Below are 23981 nucleotides of genomic sequence, written 5' to 3'. Positions count from 1 at the left end.
TCCTATTCGGGACCGGCCGGGCCGGCGGTGCGACGGGGTCTTCTGGTCTGGATGCGGCCGCGGCGGGCCGCGACGCGTTCGGCGGCGCGGGCCAGCTCCGGAACGGCGCCACCGCCGCCGGAGTGCAGGTGCGCGGCGAGGGCACGGACGGTGGGGTGGCTGAACAGGTCGACCATCGGGATCCGGCGGGCGAGCCGGGCGGTGATCTGGGCGTGCACCCGGGCCAGGGCGAGCGAATGCCCGCCCACGTCGAAGAAGTTGTCGGTGTGCCCGACTTCGGCGACGCCGAGGACGTCGCACCAGGCACGGGCGATCACGGCCTCGGTCGTGGCGAGCGCCGCCGGGTCCGCGGTCACCGACGGCGGCTGTGCCAGCACGCGGATCGTCGCGGCGGGCGCGGCCGTGCGGACAGCCGCCCGCGGCAGCTCCGGCACGCTCGTCCCGACCGGCGCGTCCGGCGCCGCGGCCAGCGCGCCGAGCAGAGCGACGTAGTCCTCGGCGAGCCCGGCCATCCGGGCGTGGTCGAACAGGTCCGGGTTGTACAGCAGTTCGACGCCGTCGTCGTGGACGTACACCGTCAGGTCGAACGGTGACCCCGGCTTGTCGACCGGCAGCCACGCCGAGGCCACGCCGGGCAGGTCCAGCCGCGGCTCGGCGAAGTTCAGGACGTTGAACATCACCTGCACCAGCGGGGCGTGCGCGGGATCGCGGGGCACACCGAGTGCCTCGACGAGCCGCTCGACCGGCGCGGCCGGATGCGCGGTCGCGGCGAGGAGTTCCGCGCCGCCGTCGCGGACTTGCGTGGCGAAGTCCGCGGTGTCGTCGGCCCGCAACCGCACCGGCACGATGTCCACGAAGAACCCCGCGATCTCCTGGCACTCGGCGAGCTGCCGGTCCGCGACGACCGTGGCGACCAGGTGGTCGGTCGCGCCGGTGAGCCGTCGCAGCAGCTGGCCGAACGCGGCGAGCAGCACCCCGGCGCGCGTCGTGCCGGTGCGGGCGGCCAGCGCCCGGACCGACTCGGCGGCACCGTCCGGAAAGGACTGACGCAGGCTCGCGCCCCGGTAGGTCTGCACGGCCGGGCGCGGCCGGTCGCGCGGAATGTCCACTGTGGATGGCGCACCGGCGAGATGTCCGGTCCACCAGGCGACGTCGACGGCCTCCCGGCGTTCGTCACGTCCGGCCCGCCACACCGCGTAGTCCGCGTAGGACGCCACCGGCGGTGGCAGCGGCTCGCCCCGGTAGGCCGCCGACAGGTCGGCGCAGAGCAGGTCCTGCGACCAGCCGTCGAACACCGCGTGATGCAGCGTGAAGCCGAGCACGTGCTCCGTCTCGCCGAGCCGGTAGAGCCGCACGCGCCAGGGAGCCTCCCGGTCGAGGTGCACCGGCGTCGCGGCGTCGGCGGCCAGCCGGGCCCGCAGCCCGTCCTCGGTCACCGGCGCCACCGGCAGCGGAACGTCCGCCGTCGGCAGGCGATCCGCCAGCGGCACGCCGTCGACGGCCCGGATCCGCCAGCGGAGCACGTCGTGCCGCTCGGTGACCGCGCGCAAGGCGTGGCGCAGCGCGTCGACGTCCAGCGCGCCGGTCAGCCGGAACGCCATCGCGATGTTGTACGGCGCCGCGTCCGGGGCGAGCTGGTCGAGGAACCACAGCCGCCGCTGCGGCGGGGACAGCGCGGGCGCGTGCCCGGTGGTCAGCCCCGGCCCGGTCAGCGGCGTCGCGGCCGCGACCCGCCGGGTGAGCCCGTCGAGAGTGCCGCCCGCGAGGACGTCCTCCGTGGCGACGTCCGCGGCCAGCTCCGCCCGCAGCGCCGCGACCAGGCGCATCGCGGCGATCGAATTCCCGCCGGAGGCCAGGAAATCCGTCCCCGCGCCATCGCCGAGCACCCGCCGCCAGATCGCCGCGACCGCGCGTTCGGCCGGGGTGCCGAGCGGGCCGAGGTCCTCCCGTTGTCCCGCCAGCGCCGCTTCGGCCAGGTCGCGCAGCGCGGGCCGGTCGATCTTGCCGGTGACCGGGTTGACCGGCAGGCGGTCGAGCACCCGGACCGCGGCCGGGCACATCGCCGCGGTGAGCCGGTCCCGGCCGAGTTCGTCCACATCGGACGGTGCGGACGCCGGTGCCAGGAAGGCCACCAGCCGGGTGCCCGCCGGCCCGGGGACGGCCGTCACGGCGGCGGCCTCGACGTCCGGGTGAGTCATGAGCGCGGCCTCCACCTCGCCCAGCTCGATCCGCTGGCCGCGGACCTTCACCTGCCGGTCGGCGCGCCCGGCGAACTCGAGACGGCCGTCGGGCAGCTCGCGGGCCAGGTCGCCGGTGCGGTAGAGCCGCTCCCCCGGCACGATCGGGTCTTCGACGAACTTCGCGGCGGTCAGTTCCGGGCTGCCGAGGTAGCCGAGCGCGAGGCCCGGACCGCCGATGAGCAGTTCGCCGATCTCGCCGGGCGCGACCGGCCGCAGCTCGGCGTCCACGACGTACGCCCGGTGATTCGGCGTGGGACGGCCGAGCGGCAAGGGGTCGGCGGGGATGCCGGTGACCTCGTCGGTGACGACCACCACGGTGGTCTCGGTCGGGCCGTAGGCGTTGAAGAACCGTCTGCCGGGCAGCCAGCGCGCGGCGAGGTCCGCGGGCACCGGCTCGCCACCGCAGGCGACGACGCGCCAGCCGGGGACGGCCGCGGGGTCCACCATGGACAGCAGGGTCGGCGTGACGAAGCCCCACTCGACGTCGTGCTCGACGAGGAACCGCCGCAGCCGTTCGGGATCGGCCCGGTCGGCGGCGCCGGCGAGCTGGACCGATCCGCCGTGCGCCAGCGGGACGAACACGTCCATGGTGAAGGCGTCGAAGGCGAGTGAGGAGATGCCGAGCGCCCGGGCGCCGGGCCGGATCCCGAGGGCGGCGGCGAATCCGGTGACGAACGCGACCACGTTGCGGTGGCTGGTCAGCACGCCCTTGGGGCGGCCGGTGGAGCCGGAGGTGTAGAGGAGGTGGACGAGGTCGTCCGGCCCGGCGGGGCACTCGGCGGGCCCGTCCGCGGGCGGGGGAACGTCGAGAGCCTCGATGCCTTCCGTGGCCCCGAACTCGGCTTTCGCACAGTCGCCGACGACGAAGGAGATCCCGGCGTCCGCGGCGATTTCGGCCAGCCGGGCCTTCGGGCCGCCGGGTTCGAGCGGCACGTAGGCGGCCCCGGACAGCAGCACGCCCACGACGGTCGAGATCAGCTCCGGCCGCCGGTCGGCGCAGACGCCGACACGGGTGCCGGGCCCGGCACCCCGGGACCACAGCAGCCGGGCGACGCCGGTCGCCGACGCGACCAGTTCGCCATAGGTGAGCCGGGCGTCGCCCTGCCGGACGGCGACGGCGTCCGGGGTGCGCGCGGCCTGGGCGAGGATCAGCCCGGTGAGCGTGGTGTCCGGATAGGACAGTGGCGGGCCGTGGCCACCCGCGACGGGCAAGGTGTCGGTCACCGAGGGCTCTCCTGATCTGATGTGTGGTGAAGCGGTGGGTCGATCCAGTGCCGCTCCCGCTGGAACGGATAACCCGGCAACGGGACGCGGCCCGGTTCCCCGCCCGCGAACCGCGCGGCCCACTCGGCCTCGCCGCCCCCGGCCCAGTGGACGGCCAGGTCTCGCATCGCCCCGGCGGGTCCCTCGACGTCGGTTCCGTTCGCCAGCAACGCGTCGAGCGCGGCGACCGCCGACGCGACCGAGTCCGCCACCACGGCGGCCCGGCACGCGAACGTCCGCCGGACCGAAAGCGTGTACGCCGCGTCCCCGAGGTCCGGCGCGTCGGTGGCGAGCCGGTCACGCAGCCGGGACACCGCCTCGCGCAACGCTTTCGCGTCACGCGCGGACACCGGCAGGACGAACGGGCCGCTCACCGCCTGCCGTGGTGGGACGGCCGGGGCCTCTTCCACGATCACGTGCACGTTCGTGCCGCCCATGCCGAACGAGCTGACCCCGGCCACCCGCCGCTCGCGGACAGGCCAGTCGGTGGCCTTCGCCGGGACGTACCAGGGGCCGCCCGCCAGATCGACCTCCGGATGCGGGGCCGTGAAGTGCGGGCTCGGCGGGATGACGCCGTGCCGCACGGACAACACGGCCTTGATCAGCCCGGCGATGCCCGCCGCCGCGTCGAGGTGCCCGATGTTCGTCTTCACCGAGCCCAGCGCACACGTTTCGGGCAGCGTGTCCCCGTAGACGCGGTTGAGCGCGGCCACCTCGATCGCGTCACCCAGCGGGGTGCCGCTGCCGTGGGCTTCGAGCAGCGCGACCTCGTCCGGGGCGACCTCGGCGACGGCCATCGCCTCGGCCACGGCGGCCGCCTGTCCGGCCGGTCCCGGCACGGCGTAGCCCGCGCGGTCCGGGCCGTCGTTCGTGATCGCCCAGCCGGGCAGCACGGCGTAGACGTGGTCGCGGTCGGCGAGTGCGTCCGACAGGCGCCGCAGCACGAGCACCCCGGCGCCCGAGCTGAACCCGGCGCCCGCCGCGGCGACGTCGAACGCGCGGCACCGGCCGTCCGGCGAGACGAGCCCGCCGCCGCGGTATCGCGGCCACGTCACGCTCGCCCCGCCGGCCAGCGCGACGTCGCACCGATAGTCCGCGAGGCTCTGCGCGGCCAGCGCCACCGCCGCGAGCGAGCTGGAGCACGCGCTCTGCACGGCCACCGCCGGCCCGGTCAGCCCGAGCCGGTAGGCGACCTGGCCGGGCAGGTGGTCGGTGAGCTGGCGGCCGGTCAGCCGCCCCTCCCAGTCGTCCGGGTCGACGTCGCCGGTCACCGCCGGGTTGCCGAACAGGTGGAACAGGAAGTAGCGATTCACCGAGGCGGCCGTGAACACCCCGACCGGCCCGGTCTCGGCGGCGGGGTCGCGTCCCGCGTCCTCCAGTGCCTGCCACGCCGTTTCGAGGAACAGCCGGTGCTGCGGGTCGGTCCGCGCGGCTTCGTCGGCGGTGAACCCGAAGAACCCGGCGTCGAACTCCTCGACGCCTTCGATCCGGCCACCCGCCCGCACGTACGCCGGATCGGCACGCAGGCCCGGCCCGATGCCCAGCGCGGCCAGCTCGTCGTCGGCGTAGTCGTGGATCGAGTCGACGCCCGCGCAGAGGTTCCACCAGAACGAGGCGGCGTCCGGCGCGCCGGGGAACCGGCAGGCAAGCCCGACGACGGCGATGAGATCCCCGGTCTGCTCCTCGGCGGCACCAGGCAGCTGAGTGTCCGAAGTGGACTCCGTGAGCCAGGCGGCCTGCCCGGCGATCGTCGTGCGCTCGAACAGCGCGAGCAGCGGGACGTCCAGCTCGAACTCGTCGGCCAGCCGTACCTGCACCTGCCCGAGCCGCAGCGAGTCGCCGCCGGTGTCGAAGAACGCCTCGCTGCGCCCGACCCGGTCACGGCCCAGCACCTCGCACCAGATCCGGTGCACGCGTTCCTCGGCCGGGGTCAGCCGCTCGGCCGGGACGGTCGTCGTCGCCCGCGGGTCCGGGAGCGCCAGTTCGTCGAGTTTTCCGGTGACGGTCAGCGGAAAACCGTCCAGCACCGCGACGGCCACGGGTACCGAGTGGCCGGGCAGGACGTCCGCCAGCGCGGCCCGCAGCACCCGGCCGTCCGGACGCGGGCCGGCGGCGGTCACGTAGGCGAGCAGGTCGCCGTCGCGCACGATCGCGCGGGCTTCGGCCACGCCGGTCTGTTCGGCGAGCCGGGCCTCGATCTCGGCAGGCTCCACCCGGAAGCCGCGGATCTTGACCTGCCGGTCGAGCCTGCCGAGGCAGACGAGGTTCCCGTCCGGCAGCAGCCGGCCGAGGTCGCCGGTCCGGTAACGACGATCGCCGTCGGCGGTCACCCCGAACGCCGGGCTCGGCTGGTCGAGGTAGCCGTCGACGAGGTGCCGCCCGCGCACTTCGAGTTCGCCGCTGTCCAGCACCGTGAGCGTGAACCCGGGCAGCGCGCGCCCGATCGGCAGGGGCCCGTCGGCGTCCGGGCCCAGTTCGGCGGCGGTCGTCCGGTAGTGCGCGGCGAAGGTCACCTCGGTGGCGCCGTAGCCGTTGACGAACACGCACTCCGGCGCGAACCGGCCGCGGCGGACGTCGGCGTGGGTCGCCTGCTCGCCGCCGAGCAGCACGGTCCGCACGGACGGGAGGCCGGTCTCGCCGAGGACGTCGAGCAGGTGCCGGTAGACCGTGGGCGTCGAGTGGTAGACGGTCACCTCGTGCCGGGCCAGCTCGCGCGCGGCGTGGGCGAGGCCGTGCGCGCGCAGGTCGATCGGTACGAGCGCGGCTCCGCTGAGCAGGGCCGGGTAGAGGTCCGGGATCGCCGCGTCGAAGCCGAACGACGCGAGCAGGCTGAGCCGATCGGCCGCGGTGATGCCGAGCGCGGCGATCTGGTTGTCGACGACGTGCAGGAGGTTGCGGTGGGTCTGCGCGACGGCCTTCGGCCAGCCGGTGGACCCGGAGGTGAAGAGCACGTACGCCGGGCTGTCCGGATCGGATTCGGACACCGGGAGCGGCGCGGTCTCCGTGCCCGAGCGCACGAGCCGCGCGGATCCGTTGCGGCACAAGGACTCCGCCAGCTCGACGTACTCCGGGTCCGCGAGCACGGCGGTCACCCGCGCGGCCGCGAGCTGGTACTCGAGACGCTCCCGGGGAAAGGTCGGGTCCAGCGGGACGTAAGTGCAGCCCGCGGCGAGGGTGCCGAAGATCGCCGCGATCGCGGCGCTGCCGTGCCCGGTGACGAGCCCGACCCGATCCCCCGGCCGGACACCGGCGTCGCGCAACCGCAGCGCGCGCCCACCCGCGAGCCCGGCGAGCCGGGCGTAGGTGAGCCCGGTGCCATGCTCGAACACCGCGATCCGGTCGGGCGAGTGCCGGGCGTGCACGTCGAATCGGCTGATGCAGCCAGCTTGTGTCATCGGGCGTCGAGCACTCGCTCCGAGGTTTTTCGGGCGCGCGACAACAACGACGTGGACTTCATCTTGCTCCCCAGTGACCATTCAGGCGAAGAATTACGCAAGGTTAAGACGACCGGCCTCGCGGAGGAATACGAGTTCCTTCGATTTGGTTCGAATGGCCTATCGATCTTGGACCATACGATGCAGCAACCCAGGCGTTCCCGGCAAAGTGGCAGCAAAGTCAGTATTTTTCACCCGACCTCTGGCCACTATGGACATTCGATCGATTACGCTCGGTAATTGTCGGATATTAACCGACACCATACCGGAATACGCGTACAGAAAACCGTCGAAAAATTCGCCGAAATCGATTCAGAAATACGAGCCCGGCATCCCCACGCCAGTCATCCTTTGAGCCAATCGATGGCGATGGCGATGAGGACGGCGTTGAAGAAGAAGCTGACGACACTGTGGGCGATGACGCGGCGCCGCATCGGCCGGGTGGTGACGGTGACGTCGGAGACCGCGAAGGACGTCCCGATCGTGATGGCGAAGTAGAGGAACTCGGTGAACTGCGGCACCGGGCACTCCGGGAAGTCCAGCCCGCCGTCGGCGGCGTACTCCCGCGCGTAGAGCTGCGCGAACGCCGAATGCAACAGCAACCAGGACAACAGGATCGTCACCGCGGCGACCGCCTGAGCGGCCTGGCTGATGTCGTCCTCGCCGCGGTTCGCGATCACCATGAGACCACCGGCCAGCCCGGAGCAACTGATCATCAGGGCGAAAAGCTGCGTGTACCAGCGCGGGCCGGCGAGCGAGCGCAGATCCTCGGGGTCGCGGGCGGGCAGCTCGCGGCGCATCTCCACCCAGCCCGTGACCAGGTACCCGATCGCGACCAAGTCCCACGCCAGCAACGGGACGAGCGACGTCTTGTCCCGGAGGAACAAGACCAGCCAGACCACACCGAGGACGGCGAGGACCAGTTCGAGCAGCAACATCAGCTTCCGGGTCACGCCGTCATCGTCTCCCAGCCCGACACCGAGGGCGAAAGCACGGGGCGTCGGCGCAAGGATTCGGCCGGCGTCGATGACGCTCGGCTCAGTCGTGGTCGGGGATCCCGTGCAGGTGATGGTCGGCGGCGTTCATAACCTCGGCCAGCAGCCGCCGGACGTGCCCGCCGCGGGCGCGGTAGAGGATCCGGCGGCCGTCCCGGCGCTGGGAGACCAGCCCGGCCAGCTTGAGCTTGGCCAGGTGCTGGGACACCGCCGGACGCGCGATCGCGACCGCGGCCGCCAGCGACGCGACGTCGTACTCCTCCCCGCTGAGCAGCCACAGCATTCGCATCCTGGTCGGATCGGCCAGCATCCGCAGCGCCGTGGAGGCGGCTTCGACCTGGTCATCCGGCGGCAACCGGGTCCACTGGTCACCGGATTCGTCATGTGCGTACATGAGCACCTATCATGGAAGGGGCGTCGAGCACGAGGAGTGGTGAAACGTGTCCTTGCTCGGGCATCGGGACTACCGGCATCTGTTCGGGGCGCAGCTGGTCGCGCTGTTCGGCACTGGATTGACGACCGTAGCGCTCGGCCTGCTGGCCTACGACTTGGCCGGGGCCGGCGCCGGGGCCGTCCTGGGCACCGCGCTGGCCATCAAGATGATCACCTACGTCACGATCGCGCCACTCGCAGGCGCCTACGCCGACCGGGTACCGCGCCGCCTGTTCCTCGTCTCCCTGGACGCGGCCCGTGCGCTCGTGGTCCTCGCGCTGCCGTTCGTCGACCAGGTCTGGCAGATCTACGTCCTCATCGTCGTCCTGCAGTCCGCCTCGGCGGCGTTCACCCCGACCTTCCAGGCCGTCCTCCCCGACATCCTGCCCGGCGAGCGCGACTACACGAAGGCGCTGTCGCTGTCCCAGCTGGCCTCGACGATGGAAAGCCTGCTCAGCCCGCTCCTGGCCGCCGCCGTACTCAGCCTCGTGTCCTTCCACTGGCTGTTCACCGGCACCTCGATCGGCTTCGTCGCCTCAGCCGCCCTGGTCCTGAGCACCCGCATCCCCGACGCGACGCGCAGCCATCGTGGCGGGGCCTGGGACCGCACGGTGGCCGGGATCAAGGTGTTCGCCGCGACCCCGCGCCTACGGGGAACACTCGGCCTCGACCTGGTCGTCGCCGCGGTCGGCTCGGTAGTCATGGTCAACACCGTGAACTACGTCCAGGACACTTTGGGCCGGTCCCAAGCTGACGTCGCACTGCTGCTGGCCGGGAACGGCGTCGGCACCATCCTGGTCGCGCTCCTGCTCCCCCGCGTCCTCGGCCGGATCCCCGAACGCACCGTCATGCTCACCGGCGGCGGCACCCTCCTCGCGGGAATCCTCGGGGCGATCGCACTGTCCACTGCGGACACCGGCGACCGGCGTTGGGACGCCGCACTGGCCGTGTGGGCGGTCATCGGACTCGGCACCGGGCTGGTCCTCACCCCCATCGGCCGGGTCCTGCGCAGATCCAGCCACCCCGGCGACCGGCCCGCGATCTTCGCCGCCCAGTTCTCCCTCTCCCACGCCTGCTGGCTGCTCGCTTACCCCATCGCGGGATGGCTCGCCACCACAGCCGGCTTCACCATCACCTGGCTCGCTCTCGGCACCCTCGCACTACTCGGCCTCGCCGTCGCCGTCCGCGCCTGGCCGCGACACGACCCGCCGCGACTCGAACACACCCACCAGCACCCCGTCGACGCCGAGCATCTCGCGGACGCGGTGCGGGGCGACGACGGCGTCTGGCGGCACAGCCACGACTTCGTCATCGACGCCGAGCACCCCCGCTGGCCGGCGAACATCCGCTAGCCCGGCGATCGGCCGAATTCGTGGTCACGATTCCGTCGCGACAAAGCGCAGGTCGAAACGCTCACAGCAGCGGAGACCGACTGATTGGCCATGCGCCGCTCAAGACCGCGACGCAAGTCGAACGGCAGGGGGCCGGAGGCCATGGACGAACCGTCGGATATCGGGACGCTGACAGCAGCAGAGGAAGATCCGTCGCGGTCGGCTCGACGGCGCGAGCGGAAAGTCCGCAAACGCCGCTCGAAGTATCCGTGGAGCGAGACGGTGACCGAAGTCTTTCCGGTACACGCCGACCTGGTCGATCGAGCGGTGGCACGCGAAGGACGACGGTATCGCCGGTACGGCACCTGGCATATGAACTGGTTTCGCCTGACCGGGTTCATCGAGATCGTCTTGAGCGTGACTTTTCCCTTCATGGTCACGTTCCTGCCCACTGTCACCGTGGAGTCGAGCTACCAGAACCTGATTTTGACCGGCATCAGCGTCGGCATCGCCTTGGTGGGTTCGGTGCGAGCGTTCTACTCGTGGAATGAGAACTGGCGGTTGTATCGGACCCAGCGGCTCGCCGTGGAGATCATTGTCCGACGCTGGGAGTTGGCGCTGCTGGAGTTGACGCTTGCGCCCAAGCCGGATCGGGTACGGGCTCACGAAGAGACGAAGCAGGCGATCGACGATCTGAACCAGGTGTTGGAGTACGAGCAGGACACCATCACGGGTTCGGTTCGGCTGCCCGAAGAGATCTTGAAGCAGCGCCGTTCAGCCGCGGCGTCTGCCACCCAAGGAGCAGGAGGCACGTCTTGAGTCCGACAGCTACCGCTGATCCACGCCAAAGGGGCGACCGCAGCCGCGAAGTCCGGCGCGAACATCTGCGATGTGCAGCTGAACCCGCCCCGAAGGTAGTGCGAAAGCCACTTCCGCGACGGTGAACGTCGCGGAAGTGGCTTTCGCGGCACATCCCGGCATCACGCCACGGTTGATCCCTGGTTCGAAGAGCTCGCCTGCTGCTCGGCGATCCAGTCCCGGTACACCGTCACATCGGTCCAAATACCCAGGCCGCTGGCGCACTTCGGGTCCGTGTCACCATCGCGGCTCGTGGCACCGACCAGTTCCCATTCACCCGGCCTGCCCTTGATCTGCGGCCCGCCCGAGTCCCCGTAGCAGCCCATCGCGTCCGGTGTGTCGGAACCGGTGCAGATCTCCTTGCCCGTGGCCACATCGCGGCATTTCTCCGCCGGCATGACCTTGGTGTCCAGTTCCTGGAGGATCTCCGGCGCCCCGCAATTCTGCTCGACGCAGTGCTCACCCCAGCCGAGGATCCGAGTCGCCGTTCCCGCGTCGCCCAGGGCCTCGGCGATCTTGATCGGCTGCTCGGTCACGGGTTTGTCCAACCGCACCAGCGCGATGTCCCCGCCCGACGGCTTCTCCCCGCCGAAGTCCGGATGCACGATGATCCGGCTGACGCCGGTCTCGGTGCCCCCGCTGTTGTGCTGCCGCGCCCCGATCCTGGTCCTGATCTGCTCCGGCCGCGCTCCCTGCACGCAGTGCGCCGCTGTCACCACCCAGTCCTCGCTGATCAGCGAGCCGCCGCAAAAATGCCTCCCGCCCTGCTGCAACGACACCATGAACGAGTAGTCCTCGGTGGCGTCGTGCCCGCCGATGACGTAGGGCGTCGGCCCTTCGGCCGCCGCGGCGATCCCCGGTACCAGCACCGCTCCCAGCGCGGCCATCCCGGCCGCCAGTATCCCTGTCTTGCGAAACATTCTCGCGATCTCCCCGTAGATGACGAATTGCTGACAGTCGTCACGCTATGGGGTGAAGATCACCTCGGGATCGGCTCATCGGCCGGGCACGCATCGGCCAGATGGCCGATGCGACGTCCGATGAGAGAAGTCCCTTCTCCTCGCTGATCGCCCCCGGAGCGCCAGTCCGTGAAGGCCTCCTTGAGGGCCCCAGAGTCCCTCAAGGAGGCCTTCACGGACCAAGCACCGGCAGGGGCAGGAATGCCGCTAGTCGGGACGGCCGACTTGGGTGTTGGACAGGTCGAGGCCGATCGCGAAGTCCGCAGTGTAGCCGGTTCCTGCCTGCTGCGGACGCAGCAGCATTTGGGCCCCGCCGCTGCGGTAGATCGCGTCCCGGCTGTTGGTCGTGTCGGCCGGGCCTTTCCGCCGGTACGGGTCGGTCCGCAGATAGGCCGCGCCGAATTCGGGCGTGAAGTAAAGCTGCGAGGTGAACTCGTAGGGCCTGCCGTTGGTTCCGACGGTGCGTATTTTGATGTGGATATGCAGCGTACGCCCCGTGTACCAACCAGGAAGAATGGTGGTGAACCGGGCCACCCCCGCTTGGTCGGTGTTCTGGTAACCGCGCAGGAATCGACGGCCGGAGCTTCCCTGGGACGGAATGTCGGAGTACAGCCCGAGCGCGTCACACTGCCAGAGGTCGACCATCGCTCCCGGTAGTGGCGTGCACTGCTGCTGACGAATTTGCTGAACGGTGAAATTGATCGCCAGCGCGGTGCCGGCTACCGGTCTTCCAGTGGCTGGTTCAGTGCGGATATCGGAGCGATTGAGCCGTTCGTCTACGAAATACGGGCCCTCCATTTGCTCTGGCTTGACCACACAGTCCAGCGTGCAGATCTCGGGCGAACCCGAGGTGGAGGTGGCGGCATTCGCCGTGGCGGATCCGGCGACACCGAGGGTCACACCGGCGGCGCCGAGCAGAATCAACGCCTGCCGCCTGCCGAGAACCTGGCCTACCGGCTCATCATCGTCATGCATGAGGTTCCTTTTCGCCAAATGATGGGAGCGGGGAACTGAGCGCAACAGTGCTTTTGCTCGCAGGGTGCTGCGCGCCAACGAGTGTCCGCCGCGACTCGTCCATTGTCGAGAAAGTTCACTCTCGCGCATCATACTTCGAAGCGAGCAGTGCCTTTGATGGGCCGAATTCTCGACGCTGTTACGGCATTTCGCCTACGACTTTCGAAGTCCGGCTTGAGAAAGCCCGGTCACCGCTACCGGGTAATTGCGGCCCGGCGCCGGGTGTTTTTCGGGATGTGACAAGCCGATCTTGACTTCGAGCGCCGGTTCACGCGGATTCACATAGTTGGGTCCGACGACGTCCTGACACGCTTGCCGCACCAACAGGGAACCTCTCAAGGAGAATTCTCATGAACCATGAATCTGTTCGGCCGGTGCGGCTCGCCCGCCCCGGCATGGCGGCTCTCCTGGCGCTGCTCGCCGTGCTCGGGTTGGTGATCGGCGCGGGTCCGGCACAAGCCGGTTCGCCCGCGTCGCCCGTCCCCGTGGGGACGACCAAATCCATCACCGTGCCGCTGAACCTGCAGGGTAAAGACGACGTGACCACCAACGCCACCGTGACCGGCACCTGCGGCTCGATCTTTCTCAATCTCAAGCTCGCGAGCGTCAGGGAGACACAGATCACCTACGGCTACAAGAGCACTCAGGGACCGGTGAGTTCACACAAGCTGAACGGTGTGTACGTGAACATTCCCACCCGGCTCAGCGGCGTTTTCGGCGACTCGGGTTCCCCGAACACCGCGGATTTCCAGACCTCGACCACGGTGTTCACCGGGATCCCGTCGGCACCAGCGGCATTCCTGACCGTCGCGGTCACCACTCCGAACGGCCCGTGCATCGGTGCCGTCGGTGAAGCGCTTTTGTTCTGACCACCTGATTCGGCGGGCAACCTGGAGACATCCGGGTTGTCCGCCACTCACCTGCCCGCCGCGGCCCACGACACGACGGTGCTGAGCACCCGGATGCCGTGCGCGGTTCCCGGGTCGATCCCGGTCAGTTCCCGGATCCGGCGTAACCGGAAATCCAGCGTCCTGGCGTGGATGTGCAGCGACGCGGCGGCGCGGGGCCGGCTCAGGTCGTAGCGGTAGTAGGCGTCCAGAGTGCTCACCAAGTCGGGACCGCCGTCCAGCAGCCGGGCGAGGTCGTGCAACCAGCTGCCGATCTCCGGCAGTTCCGCCGCCCCCAGCTCCAGGAACACGTCACCGACGGTATGGAGGTGGCTCGGGGACCGTTCGGCCGGTGTCACCCTGCTGATCCGCACGGCCAGCGCGAACGCTTCGTCCAGCGTGCCGGGTGGACCGGTGGCCACGCCGACGGAACACGGCTGCCCGGCGATCTCGGCGACTTCCCGGATCAGGGCACCCGCCACCTCCCGTTCGCCGGCCGGGACGAGCGCGACGAACTCGTCCGGTTCACGCCAGGTGGCCGGGATCCCGTGCCGATCCCACGCCGCGTGCACGAGGTCGGACGGCGCGACGGGCGGGGCCGACGGCCGCACCACGATCACGAGGTAGCGGTCGGGCAGGCGGATGCCGCAGGAATCCGCGCAGACCGGCGCGTCCGGGTCGGCTTCGAGCGCCAGTTCGGCGAACCGCCGCACGCGCGCCAAGATCGGAAGATGTCTCCGGACACCGGTCGTATAGCCGAGGGTGTAGACCCGTTGGGCCACCGCCATCTGCGGGCTCAACCAGCCGAGCAACCGCATCCCGGCGTCCATGTCGCGGGGACCGGACGCCTCCCCGATCTCGCGCAGTGTCGCGGTGGTGTGCAGGGTGAGCAGACGGCGCACGGTCTCGAACGACATGCCGTCCTCGCCCCGGCGCAGGCCCATGGACTCGACCACCGCGAGGTCGTCGGCCGTCAGCGGGCCGCCCTCGGCGCCCAGCTCCACCGTCCGGGTCCTGGTGAACACCGCGAAGTCGAGCATCTCTTGGTGCTTGCGGGAATCCCGGGCGGCCGCGGCGCACTCCGGAAGCTCTTCCAGACACAGGTCCACGTACCTCTTGGCGTTGGCCTCCGCCCGGCTTCTCAACTGCCGCAACAGATCGCTCATGACGGTGCGGCCAGCGCCCGGTTCACCACCGTGCTCAGGATCCGGACGCCGCGGACGGACACCGGATCGAGGCCGGTGAGGTCACGCACCCGGCTCAGCCGGTAGTCCAGGGTCCTCGGATGGATGTTCAGCGACGCCGCGGTCCGCGACCGGCTCATGTCGTTGCGGTAGAAGGCATCCAGGGTGCCGACCAACCGCGGGCCGGTGGCGAGCCTGCCGGACACCTCGCGCAACCAGCCGTCGACCGGAGGCAATCTGTTCGCCCCGACCTCGGCGAACAGGTCGGTCAGGTAGTGCACGGTTCCCGGTGCCGGCCGGACCGGCGCCACCCGGCTGAGTTCCCGGGCGCCGGCGAACGCCGCCGCGACCCTGCCACCTGTCGCATGGCTCGCGCCGACCGCGACCGGAAGTCCTGTGCTCTCGACGAAATCCCGGACCATCCGCGCGGCGGCCGCCGCGTCGGCGACCACCGCCACGAACTCTCCCGGCTCCTCCCAGGACAGTGGGATCCGCTGCCGGGACAGCAGATGCCGCAACGCTTCCGCCCGGAACCGGTCGTCCGGTATCCGCGATTCACCGGGCACCCGGCATACGACGACCAGGGGCCGGTCGGGCACGGGCACCGCCAGGATCCCGGCCAGTTCGGCGGCCGCGGGATCGTCGGCGACGATCAGCCTCGTCAGCTGCCGCACGCGCTCGACCTCGGGCAGAACCGTTCCCTGCCCGAGGAGATAGCCGCGGGTGTAGGCGGCCGGCGCGGTCAGGCCCCGCGTCGGCCACCAGGCGAGCGTACGCATCACGTCGTCGAGATCGTGCCGGCCCGCGGCCTCGTCCACCTCCCGCAGCATCAGCGAGTGGTGCATCCGCAGGACGTCACGTTGCGCGGCGAACGAGATCCCACTGGCCGCGCGGTCCCGCCCGATCGCGGCGATGGACGACAGGTCGGCTTCCGTGAACGGCAGGTCCTCGGCGATCAGCGAGATCGTGCGGCGCCGGAGGAACACGGCGAAGTCCAGCATCGCCGCACGTGCCTTCGCGGTGATCGCGATCTCGCGGAAACCCGCCAGCTCCCGGACGTAGAGATCGACTGCACGCTCGCTGTTCGCGTCGATGCGGTCGCGCCAGCTCGCGAAGAGGTCCCCCATGGCTTCCCCTCCCTGGGTCGCCGGGTGGGGCACGGGCACCGCCAACCGGTCCGCGGATTCTGACCCGGCGCCCGATCCGAAACTGTTGGGGAAATGTTGTGGCGCCCGAAATGCCAAGATCACCGCTGACGGCAGTTGCTCGCGGGGACTTCGACGTATGCCTTACGCTCGACGAGCGCGGAGGTGATGAAGTGACGGATGAACAGCTGCTCATCGAATTCGCCCTGACCCGCCTGGACCATCCAGACCTCGACCTCGAGGAAGTGGCCACCCTGACCGTGCGGCGTCTCGGCGAGGACAGGATGCTGGATTTCGCCGGGCTCACTCTCGCCAGCCGCGGAGAACTGCGCGGGGCCGCGTTCCCCGCCGCTGTCGAACACGTCCTCCGGGTGGTCCTGACCTTGCGCGGACCGGACTAGGCGTCCGGCACGCGCCGGAGTACTCAGGGGGCTTTCATGGCCGGGGAATGTTGCGGAGGTTGGCCCTGGCGAGGTCGATCATCCGGCCGACACCGCCTTCGAGGACGACTTTGCTCGCGGCCAGCGCGAATCCGCCGAGCTGACCGGCGGTGATGTGCGGAGGGACGGACAGCGCGTTCGGGTCCGTCACGACGTCCACCAGCGCGGGACCGTCGTGACTCAACGCCTCCTTGAGGGCGGCACGCAGCCGCGTCGGATCGGTCACCCGCTCCGAACGCAGGCCGGCGCCGCGGGCGATGGCGGCGAAGTCGACCTGGCGGTGGTCGGTCTGGTAGTCGGGCAGGCCGTCGACCAGCATCTCCAGCTTGACCATGCCCAGTGAGGAGTTGTTGAACGTCACGATCTTGACCGGCAGATCGTGCAGGGCGACCGTCAGCAGCTCGCCGAGCAGCATGCCCAGTCCCCCGTCGCCGGACATCGACACGACCTGTCGTCCCGGGTAGGCGAACTGCGCGCCGATGGCGTGCGGCAGGGCGTTCGCCATCGTGCCGTGCAGGAACGAGCCGATGACCCGCCGCCGCCCGTTGGGTGTGAGGTAGCGGGCGGCCCAGACGTTGCACATGCCGGTGTCCACGGTGAAGATCGCGTCGTCGGCGGCGAGTTCGTCGAGAAGATCGGCGGCGAACTCGGGATGGATCGGCACGTGCCGTTCGACGTTGCGGGTGTAGGCATCGACGACCTGTTCGAGTGATTTGCAGTGCTCACGCAGCATGCGATCCAGGAACGCCCTGTCGGTCTTGCGCCGCAGGAGCGGCAGCACGGCTCGCAGGGTCTCGCGCACATCGCCGTGCACGGCCAGTTCCAAGGGGGTGCGCCTGCCGAGCCGGGTCGCGTCGTGGTCGATCTGCACGGTCCGGGCCTGCGGCAGGAAGGAGTCGTAAGGAAAGTCGGTGCCCAGCAGAAGAAGCAGGTCCGCGTCGTGCATGGCCCGGTAGCAGGCGCCGTAGCCGAGCAGGCCGCTCATCCCGACGTCGTAGGGATTGTCGTACTGGATCCACTCCTTGCCGCGCAGACTGTGGCCGACCGGTGCCTGGACCGCCCCGGCGAGTTCCATCACCTCGGCGTGCGCGCCGCGCACCCCGGCACCGGCGAACAGGGTGACGGTCTCGGCCTCGTTGATCAGCTCGGCGAGCCGCGCCACCTGCGGCTCGGGAGGCACGACCTTCCCGTGCTCGGTGACCGGCGCCCCGCTCCCGGTGGGCGAGGTGGCCGCGAGCTGCGCGACGTCGCCCGGCAGCACCAGCACCGACACCTCGCCGCGGGCCAGCGCGTGCTGCATGGCGATCCGCAGCACCCTGGGCATCTGGCCGGGCCCGCTGATCTGCTCGCAATACCCGCTGCAGTCGACGAACAACCGCTCCGGATGGGTCTCCTGGAAGAACCCGGTCCCGATCTGCCCGGACGGGATGTGCGAGGCGAGCGCGAGGACCGGGGCGCCCGTGCGGTGCGCGTCGTAGAGGCCCTGCACCAGGTGCGTGTTGCCGGGCCCGCAGCTGCCCGCGCACACCGCGAGCCGTCCGGTCAGCTGAGCCTCGGCGGCCGCCGCGAACGCGCCCGCCTCCTCGTTGCGCACGTGCACCCACTCGATACCCGGGGTACGCCGGATCGCGTCGACGACCGGATTCAGACTGTCACCGACCACGCCGTAGATCCGTTCCACCCCGGCCTGCACCAGGACCTGGACGAACTGCTCGGCGACATTGGGCTTGGCCATCAAGACCCCTTCGATGCGGCGGAGGAGGGAACACCTTCATGATCCACGCGACGAGCGTACGGCGCAGGTTCTGCGCGCGGGCGGGTGACGACCGCACCACTTCGTACCCCTCGGTGACCCGTGCACACCAGGCTCACCGACGGATCCGGGGCACCGCATCTGCCGGACCCTCTAGCCGCTACCGATCACTGTCAGGTCGGTCACGTACTTGACCGCAGCGATTCGCGCCATCTTCAGCTGCATCTCCAGAAGCTGGAGACGAAGTGTGTTCTGGCTGACGACGCCGTCGGCGATATCCTCAGACAGCTTGTCGTAAAGCGTCCGACTGAGGTTCGGCTGGACGACCACGACCTCGGTGGTCCCTTTGGCTCGACTCGCCTTCAGCTTCGACAGAAAGCCTTGCCGACGATCGTCGACACGCACTCCGTCGAACCAGCAGGCGGGTGCCTTGAGATTGGTGCTCGCCAGCCGGCTCGCAAGCCGCTCCTTGTCCAGGTAAAGCATGTTCTTCTGCGCTTGAGCGAGTACGACGTCGTAATCGATGACCTTCACGCCCCGAGTGGCGGCCCCATTACTCGAAGCCTTTACGTGAAATACGCGCAACAGGTTTTCCTCGTCGATATGGAAGAAGTCGGCGGCTTCGCCCGAACTGTCATCACAGATCAACCAGCCTTCGCTACAGTATTCCACCATCCAGGCGAACAGTGAATCGTCACCCGCTTCGGCGATCGCGGCGTGAATCTGCGTGGTCGACTGCAACCTCTTCGGCTTCTCTTTGGTGATGTCGAAACCGGCGAAGTCCTCCCACGCCCAGCCCGAGAACGGCGTAGGCGAATAGTCTTCCTTCCAGAGGCGCCCTGACGAGTACTTGTGGCCGGAAGCGAAGTAGACCTCGAGCAGCTGCCCGGTGTTCAAAGCCGCACAGACTTCGCGGGCTGCGGGCAGTGGCTCGCGGGCGTTCCTGTCGAACCCAACGTCGAGTTCGAACCGGTCGTCGAGTCGGGTGAGGCTCGCGGCCAGCTGGCCGCCGATCACGCCATCGGTTCCGACATCGAGTTTGAACTTGGTTCCCCTCGCACCTTCCTGGACACTGAGGACAGCGCGTTCAAGCAAGACAGCGGCGTCCTCGATCTCATCGCCACCCCGCAGTGACTCCGGCAAGGAGTCCAGATCGAGGGGAAGCACCTCGTAAGCTTCGGACACCTCGGTGAGGTCGAAAACCTCGCGTGCGGTGACCGGGAAAGCCGAGAACCCCGTGGGTGCCTCGATGACCTCAGCGGTGATGCCGAGAATCTCGCCCATCGTGAGGACGTAGGTGTGGAAGTCGGGCGAATCCTTGAACCAGATCTGCGAGTTGCTGACCGTGACACCGACCTTGCCTTTGAGATAGACAACCTCGGGACTGTCCGGCATCTCGCACCGTGCCGCGTCCCAGGCGAAGAACGCGTCCTCCACCGGGTCGAGCGCGACGCCCAGGTTGTCGCCTCCGATCGCTTTGCTCGCCGGCCGAAGCGTACTCCGGCGCTGGATCGACCTCATCCAGATGTTTTTGGCCGCACCTTGCATGAAGGCTTCCTCAAGAACGCCGGAAGCGAGTCGTCTCAGCGGTGGCCGGGGCGTCTTGTCCAGCTCTTTCTGGAGCCGGTCGAGCACAGTGCGGTCCGCGCGCACGGCAATCAGCTCATCCCGGCGCAGGGCGACGAGCAGCTCATGAGACACGTTGAAGTAGTCGGAAGTCGCCAGCACCCATCCCGGCCGACTCTGCTGTTGCCGGACAGAGCCGAAGAGCTGGTCGACCCGCAGCGACTCCAACGAGCCCACACCAGGTACGACTTCGTCACTTGCGAGGCTCAGTTCGCTCTCGGCCACGGTCCGGACGGTCGTCCCCTGCCGAGCACGACCTGGCTTTTTCAGAAGGCGGACCAGAGCACCGAACGCGAGTGCAGGGTCGCCGACGCACTGAAGCACGATGACCGACATGAACGGCTTGAGCTCGTTCCACGGCATCTCGTCGATCGTGGTGTTGAATTCGTTCGTCATGGCCAGTCACCACCCGACAGGTAGAACAATTACCTGATGCAACAAGGTTCACACTAGGAAGAGATCAACTTAAGATCGTCACGCTCAGCGGTCGCCACTGGTCGGCAAACGGCATTTTCCGCGCTGAGCAGGGGATATGTGACCATTCTTTGGCTACTTTTTGTCATGTTCCTGTGTGGACAATCCGTCCTTCAGAAGCTCTGGCGGTTGTAGCCGTCTCTATTTCAGAACCCTGCGGCCGCTCTCCACCGGCGTAACGGCAGGCTCTCGGCCGCCCAACGATGCAGGTGCCGCATCAGATGTTCAGGATTCGTCCCACAGTGGTTCGCTTGCCCTGGATCTCGGGCAAAGTCCCCCTCTCGGGCTCGATGCCCTGCTCCGGTCTATCGGCAGGACTTGCCGCAACAGTCGCCTCGACCCGCCGAAAGGGTGAACGTGTTCGGCGAGCGGGAGGTACGGCGATGACGCACCATGTGCTCAATTCGCCCTGCCTGGAGGTCACCGTGCCCGTGTCCCGCCGAACCGCGTTGCGATCCGTGGCCGGGGTCGCCGCCTTGGCCGCGAGCGCCGCGGCATGTTCGGGGGCGGAGGAAGGCCCGGCGGACGTGACAGCGACACCGAGCGTGGGGCCGTCCGCCACGCCTGCCGGCGAGGTCAGGTTCGGCGCGGAGTGGGAACCTCAGGCCCGGACGTTCATGTCGTGGCCCACCTCGGCGATCTGGGACGACCAGACCGCCGCGGTGCAGAACGACATCGCGGGACTCGCGCGGGCGATCAGGGGCCATCAGCCCGTGGTGATGTTCGCGCGGCCGGAGTTGGCCGAGGACGCTCGGCGCGCCTGCGGCGGCGAGGTCGAAGTCGTGCCCATCCCGGTGGACGACCTGTGGGCCCGTGACACGCTCCCGGTGTTCGTCGAGCAGGCCGGCAAGCTCAGGGGCGTGAACTTCAACTTCAGCGGTTGGGGCAACAAGCAGAACCCGCACGACAAGGACGCGGCCGCGGCGGCGGCGCTGCTGGAGAAATACGGGATCCCGGGCGTGCGGACCTGGCTCGTGGCCGAGGGCGGCTCGTTCGAGACCGACGGCAAGGGCACACTGCTCGTGACCGAGAGCTCGGTCGTGAACGACAATCGCAACCCGGGCAAGACGCGCGACCAGATCGAGGCCGAGCTCAAGAAAGTCCTCGGCGTCCGCAAGGTCATCTGGTTCGAGGGTGTCCGAGGCAAGGACATCACCGACGCCCACATCGACTGCCTGGTCCGCTTCGCCTCCCCCGGCGTGGTCCTGCTCGACCGTGCCTTCCCCGGAAGTGAACCCGATCATTGGTCACGTTCCGCCGATCAGGCCAAGCAGGTACTGGAAGGCAGCACGGACGCGCAGGACCAGCCGCTGAAGGTGGTCGAGCTCTTCCAGCCCGACCCGGACAAGATCACCGGCCGCGGGGACGCGTTCGTCTCCACGTACCTCAATTTCTACGTCGCCAACAAGGCCGTCGTCATCCCGAAGTTCGGCGACCCCTCCGCCGACGGCAAAGCGGCCCAGATCATGCGGGACACCTTCCCCGGTCGCGAAGTCGTCCAGGTCTCGATCGACGCCATCGCCGCGGGCGGCGGCGGCATTCACTGCGCCACCCACGACCAGCCCGACCTTCCCCCCGCGTAAGGCCGGGCTGCGGGCGTCAGGCCGCCTTGCGACGGTACGCGGCCGTCGCGAACACGTACGCGACCACGAGGATCCCGGCGCACCAGGCGAGAGCGGTCCAGATGCCGGTGCCGACCGGCTGCCCGCCGAGCAGGTCGCGGATCGTGTCGACGATGGAGGTCACCGGCTGGTGCTCGGCGAACCAGCGCACCGGGCCGGGCATGGTGCCGGTGGGAACGAAGGCGGAACTGAGGAACGGCAAGAAGATGAGCGGGTAGGAGAACGCGCTTCCGCCTTCGGCCGACTTCGCGGTGAGGCCGGCGATCACGGCGATCCAGGTCAGCGCCAGGGTGAACAGAAGCAGGATGCCGGTGACCGCGAACCAGGGCCCCGCTCCCGCGCTCGACCGGAACCCCATGAGGAGGGCGACACCCACGACGATCACGAGCGAGATCAGGTTCGAGACCATCGAGGTCAGCACGTGCGCCCACAGCACACCGGATCGTGCGATCGGCAGGGACTGGAAACGCTCGAAGATCCCGCTTTTCAGGTCGGTGAAGAGCCGGACCGAGGTGTAGGCGACGCCCGACGCGATCGTGATCAGCAGGATGCCGGGCAGCATGTAGTTCACGTACGAGCCCGGACCGGTGTCGATCGCGCCGCCGAACACGTAGACGAACATCAGCATCATGGCGACCGGCATGATCGCGGTCGTGATGATGGTGTCCGGGCTGCGGGTGACATGGCGCAGCGACCGTCCTGTCAGGACAGTGGTGTCACCGAGGACATGAGTGGCCATCGTCGTTTCCTCACTTTTCCGTGCGGACTGAGGCGCTCTTGCGTTCGCCGCCGACGATGGCGAAGAAGACGTCCTCGAGGGTCGGTTGCTTCTCGACGTACTCGACTTCGGCGGGCGGGAGAAGCCGTTTGAGTTCAGCGAGGGTGCCGTTCACGATGATCCTGCCTTCGTGGAGGATCGCGATCCTGTCCGCGAGCTGTTCGGCCTCCTCCAGGTACTGCGTGGTGAGCAGCACCGTCGTGCCCCGCCCGGCGAGTTCCTTGACCGCCTGCCACACCTCGACGCGCGCCTGCGGATCGAGTCCGGTGGTCGGCTCGTCCAGGAAGATCACCGGCGGATTCCCGATGAGGCTCATGGCGATGTCCAGCCGGCGGCGCATGCCCCCGGAATACGTGGACACCTTCCGCGCGGCCGCGTCGGTCAGAGAGAAGCGCTCCAGCAGGTCGTCCGCGATCTTGCCCGGGCGGCTCAGGTGCCGCAGCCTGGCCACCAGCACCAGGTTCTCCCGGCCACTGAGGATTTCGTCGACGGCGGCGAACTGCCCGGTGAGGCTGATGGATTCCCGGACGTTCGCCGGTTGCGTCGCGAGGTCGAACCCGCCGACGCTGGCCACTCCCCCATCCGCTTTGAGCAAGGTGGACAGGATCCTCACGACCGTGGTCTTGCCCGCCCCGTTGGAGCCGAGCAAAGCGAAGATACCGCCCCGCGCCACGCTGAAGTCCACCCCGCGCAGCACCCGCGACTTCCCGTACGACTTCTCCAGTCCCCGCACCTCGATCGCCGGGGCTTGCCGTGCCGTCATCAGGCGGTCCCGCTTTCTTTCCCGACGGCCCGATCGATGGCGCTGACCAGTCTTTCCTGTTCCCGCGCGACGTATCCGCCCTTCCCGTAGTTCCGGATCAGCTCCTCGACGAACTCGACCGGGTCGTTCCCGACGATCTCGCGGATCGGGGTTCCGTCCGCCGCGGCCCGCTCGAACAGATCGGCGACGTCCTCGAACAGCGAAGCCGCGTTGCCACCGTCCATCGGCCCGAAGTGCATCAGGTACCGCTCGATCCCCTCGACCGCCGTGCGGTAGTTCGGCGGAAGCTGCCGCACGCGGGCCTTGTACTGCCGCCACCGCCGTTTGTCGCCGATCACCAGTGAAAGGAACTTCGAGATGAAGTTGCCCTCTTCCGTATCAGGCATGGTCACTTTTCCCCTTCGCGAAGGTGTTCCAGTCGCTCGACGAGGAAGCCCCAGGTCTTCCAGAACTCGTCGAGGTAGTGCCGTCCTTGAGCGTTGAGCGAATACACCTTGCGCGGCGGGCCCTTCTCCGACGGGACCTTCTCCACGTCGACCAGCCCGCGCCGCTCGAACCTGACCAGCAGCGCGTAGACGGTGCCCTCGGCGATATCGGCGAAACCCAGGTCGCGCAGCCACGCCGTGATCTCGTAGCCGTACGCGGACCGGCCGGACAGGATCGCCAGGACGACCCCCTCCAGCACGCCCTTGAGCATCTCCGTCATCTGCCTGCCCACCGGCCGCCTCCTGGTACTCAACACTACTTACTACCGCTACATAGTAACACTGAATAGCGGCGCCA

At 69.1% G+C, this 23981-nt stretch carries 19 protein-coding genes; 5 read left to right on the top strand and 14 right to left on the bottom strand.

The genetic code is table 11. From position 1 onward, the window contains the following. Positions 1–2 precede the first annotated feature (2 nt). The 4 genes from IE302_RS00315 to IE302_RS00300 form a co-directional block, all read right to left on the bottom strand. On the bottom strand, positions 3–3464 hold the full coding sequence (locus tag IE302_RS00315; protein ID WP_191250546.1) for a non-ribosomal peptide synthetase: 3462 nt from the start codon (positions 3462–3464) through the stop codon (positions 3–5). After that, positions 3461–6898 (bottom strand): beta-ketoacyl synthase N-terminal-like domain-containing protein, encoded by a 3438-nt coding sequence (locus IE302_RS00310; protein WP_191250544.1) that lies wholly within the window; start codon positions 6896–6898, stop codon positions 3461–3463. Before IE302_RS00310 ends, IE302_RS00315 begins: the two co-directional genes overlap by 4 nt. A gap of 383 nt (positions 6899–7281) precedes the next feature. Next, positions 7282–7890, bottom strand: coding sequence for a DUF1345 domain-containing protein (locus IE302_RS00305; RefSeq protein WP_191250542.1), 609 nt, complete (start codon positions 7888–7890; stop codon positions 7282–7284). 85 nt (positions 7891–7975) lie between these two features. Beyond that, positions 7976–8326, bottom strand: a complete 351-nt coding sequence (locus IE302_RS00300; protein ID WP_191250540.1) for an ArsR/SmtB family transcription factor — start codon at positions 8324–8326, stop codon at positions 7976–7978. A gap of 46 nt (positions 8327–8372) precedes the next feature. Between IE302_RS00300 and IE302_RS00295 the strand changes: the two genes are divergently transcribed. Then, positions 8373–9716 carry an MFS transporter gene (locus IE302_RS00295; protein WP_191250539.1) on the top strand — a complete coding sequence of 448 codons (1344 nt, stop codon included), beginning with the start codon at positions 8373–8375 and terminating at the stop codon, positions 9714–9716. Between the two features lie 141 nt (positions 9717–9857). After that, entirely contained in the window at positions 9858–10514 is a 657-nt protein-coding gene (locus IE302_RS00290; protein ID WP_191250537.1) for a DUF4231 domain-containing protein, read from the top strand. Between the two features lie 161 nt (positions 10515–10675). Here IE302_RS00290 and IE302_RS00285 read toward each other — a convergent pair whose 3' ends face one another. Further along, positions 10676–11473, bottom strand: coding sequence for a S1 family peptidase (locus IE302_RS00285; protein WP_191250535.1), 798 nt, complete (start codon positions 11471–11473; stop codon positions 10676–10678). Positions 11474–11719: 246 nt separating this feature from the next. Then, on the bottom strand, positions 11720–12487 hold the full coding sequence (locus tag IE302_RS00280) for a dioxygenase family protein (RefSeq protein ID WP_191250533.1): 768 nt from the start codon (positions 12485–12487) through the stop codon (positions 11720–11722). 413 nt (positions 12488–12900) lie between these two features. Here IE302_RS00280 and IE302_RS00275 point away from each other — a divergent pair, with 413 nt between their 5' ends. Beyond that, positions 12901–13395, top strand: a complete 495-nt coding sequence (locus tag IE302_RS00275; protein WP_229907518.1) for a hypothetical protein — start codon at positions 12901–12903, stop codon at positions 13393–13395. A gap of 47 nt (positions 13396–13442) precedes the next feature. On the opposite strand, the gene IE302_RS00270 is transcribed toward IE302_RS00275, so the two are convergent. Both IE302_RS00270 and IE302_RS00265 read right to left on the bottom strand, forming a co-directional pair. Further along, positions 13443–14579, bottom strand: a complete 1137-nt coding sequence (locus tag IE302_RS00270; RefSeq protein ID WP_191250529.1) for a PucR family transcriptional regulator — start codon at positions 14577–14579, stop codon at positions 13443–13445. Beyond that, on the bottom strand, positions 14576–15724 hold the full coding sequence (locus IE302_RS00265; protein ID WP_191250527.1) for a PucR family transcriptional regulator: 1149 nt from the start codon (positions 15722–15724) through the stop codon (positions 14576–14578). The genes IE302_RS00270 and IE302_RS00265 overlap by 4 nt, the downstream gene beginning before the upstream one ends. Positions 15725–15915: 191 nt before the next feature. Here IE302_RS00265 and IE302_RS00260 point away from each other — a divergent pair, with 191 nt between their 5' ends. Then, positions 15916–16143, top strand: a complete 228-nt coding sequence (locus tag IE302_RS00260; protein ID WP_191250525.1) for a hypothetical protein — start codon at positions 15916–15918, stop codon at positions 16141–16143. A gap of 34 nt (positions 16144–16177) precedes the next feature. On the opposite strand, the gene IE302_RS00255 is transcribed toward IE302_RS00260, so the two are convergent. Beyond that, positions 16178–17917: a pyruvate dehydrogenase gene (locus IE302_RS00255; RefSeq protein WP_191250523.1), complete on the bottom strand. Its 1740-nt coding sequence runs from the start codon at positions 17915–17917 to the stop codon at positions 16178–16180. A 171-nt stretch (positions 17918–18088) separates the two neighbouring features. After that, positions 18089–19957 carry a hypothetical protein gene (locus IE302_RS00250; protein WP_191250521.1) on the bottom strand — a complete coding sequence of 623 codons (1869 nt, stop codon included), beginning with the start codon at positions 19955–19957 and terminating at the stop codon, positions 18089–18091. 461 nt (positions 19958–20418) lie between these two features. On the opposite strand from IE302_RS00250, the gene IE302_RS00245 reads away from it, so the two are divergent. Beyond that, positions 20419–21618 carry an agmatine deiminase family protein gene (locus IE302_RS00245; RefSeq protein ID WP_191250519.1) on the top strand — a complete coding sequence of 400 codons (1200 nt, stop codon included), beginning with the start codon at positions 20419–20421 and terminating at the stop codon, positions 21616–21618. Between the two features lie 16 nt (positions 21619–21634). Here the strand turns inward: IE302_RS00245 and IE302_RS00240 are convergent, their stop codons facing one another. The 4 genes from IE302_RS00240 to IE302_RS00225 are packed head-to-tail and all read right to left on the bottom strand — an operon-like array spanning position 21635 to position 23916. Continuing rightward, the gene (locus IE302_RS00240; protein ID WP_191250517.1) at positions 21635–22396 is read right to left on the bottom strand and encodes an ABC transporter permease; all 762 of its coding nucleotides are present in this window, start codon (positions 22394–22396) and stop codon (positions 21635–21637) included. 10 nt (positions 22397–22406) lie between these two features. Continuing rightward, positions 22407–23198 (bottom strand): ABC transporter ATP-binding protein, encoded by a 792-nt coding sequence (locus IE302_RS00235; RefSeq protein ID WP_191250515.1) that lies wholly within the window; start codon positions 23196–23198, stop codon positions 22407–22409. Next, the gene (locus tag IE302_RS00230; protein ID WP_191250513.1) at positions 23198–23584 is read right to left on the bottom strand and encodes a DUF1048 domain-containing protein; all 387 of its coding nucleotides are present in this window, start codon (positions 23582–23584) and stop codon (positions 23198–23200) included. Before IE302_RS00230 ends, IE302_RS00235 begins: the two co-directional genes overlap by 1 nt. Positions 23585–23586: 2 nt before the next feature. Further along, entirely contained in the window at positions 23587–23916 is a 330-nt protein-coding gene (locus IE302_RS00225; protein WP_191250511.1) for a PadR family transcriptional regulator, read from the bottom strand. Positions 23917–23981 lie beyond the last annotated feature (65 nt).

This window comes from Amycolatopsis oliviviridis, from assembly GCF_014654365.1.
Classification (GTDB): Bacteria; Actinomycetota; Actinomycetes; order Mycobacteriales; family Pseudonocardiaceae; genus Amycolatopsis; species Amycolatopsis oliviviridis.
The sequence above is the reverse complement of the archived record's forward strand: the minus strand, read 5'-3'. Positions and strand labels throughout refer to the sequence as shown.

Bases quoted from the DNA above. Each gene is read 5' to 3' on its own strand.
- IE302_RS00290 (WP_191250537.1), top strand. From the start codon at position 9,858: ATGGACGAACCGTCGGATATCGGGACGCTGACAGCAGCAGAGGAAGAT.
- IE302_RS00255 (WP_191250523.1), bottom strand. From the start codon at position 17,917: ATGGCCAAGCCCAATGTCGCCGAGCAGTTCGTCCAGGTCCTGGTGCAG.
- IE302_RS00230 (WP_191250513.1), bottom strand. From the start codon at position 23,584: ATGCCTGATACGGAAGAGGGCAACTTCATCTCGAAGTTCCTTTCACTG.
- IE302_RS00245 (WP_191250519.1), top strand. From the start codon at position 20,419: ATGACGCACCATGTGCTCAATTCGCCCTGCCTGGAGGTCACCGTGCCC.
- IE302_RS00235 (WP_191250515.1), bottom strand. From the start codon at position 23,198: ATGACGGCACGGCAAGCCCCGGCGATCGAGGTGCGGGGACTGGAGAAG.
- IE302_RS00270 (WP_191250529.1), bottom strand. From the start codon at position 14,579: ATGAGCGATCTGTTGCGGCAGTTGAGAAGCCGGGCGGAGGCCAACGCC.
- IE302_RS00310 (WP_191250544.1), bottom strand. From the start codon at position 6,898: ATGACACAAGCTGGCTGCATCAGCCGATTCGACGTGCACGCCCGGCAC.
- IE302_RS00240 (WP_191250517.1), bottom strand. From the start codon at position 22,396: ATGGCCACTCATGTCCTCGGTGACACCACTGTCCTGACAGGACGGTCG.
- IE302_RS00300 (WP_191250540.1), bottom strand. From the start codon at position 8,326: ATGTACGCACATGACGAATCCGGTGACCAGTGGACCCGGTTGCCGCCG.
- IE302_RS00280 (WP_191250533.1), bottom strand. From the start codon at position 12,487: ATGCATGACGATGATGAGCCGGTAGGCCAGGTTCTCGGCAGGCGGCAG.
- IE302_RS00285 (WP_191250535.1), bottom strand. From the start codon at position 11,473: ATGTTTCGCAAGACAGGGATACTGGCGGCCGGGATGGCCGCGCTGGGA.
- IE302_RS00265 (WP_191250527.1), bottom strand. From the start codon at position 15,724: ATGGGGGACCTCTTCGCGAGCTGGCGCGACCGCATCGACGCGAACAGC.
- IE302_RS00250 (WP_191250521.1), bottom strand. From the start codon at position 19,957: ATGACGAACGAATTCAACACCACGATCGACGAGATGCCGTGGAACGAG.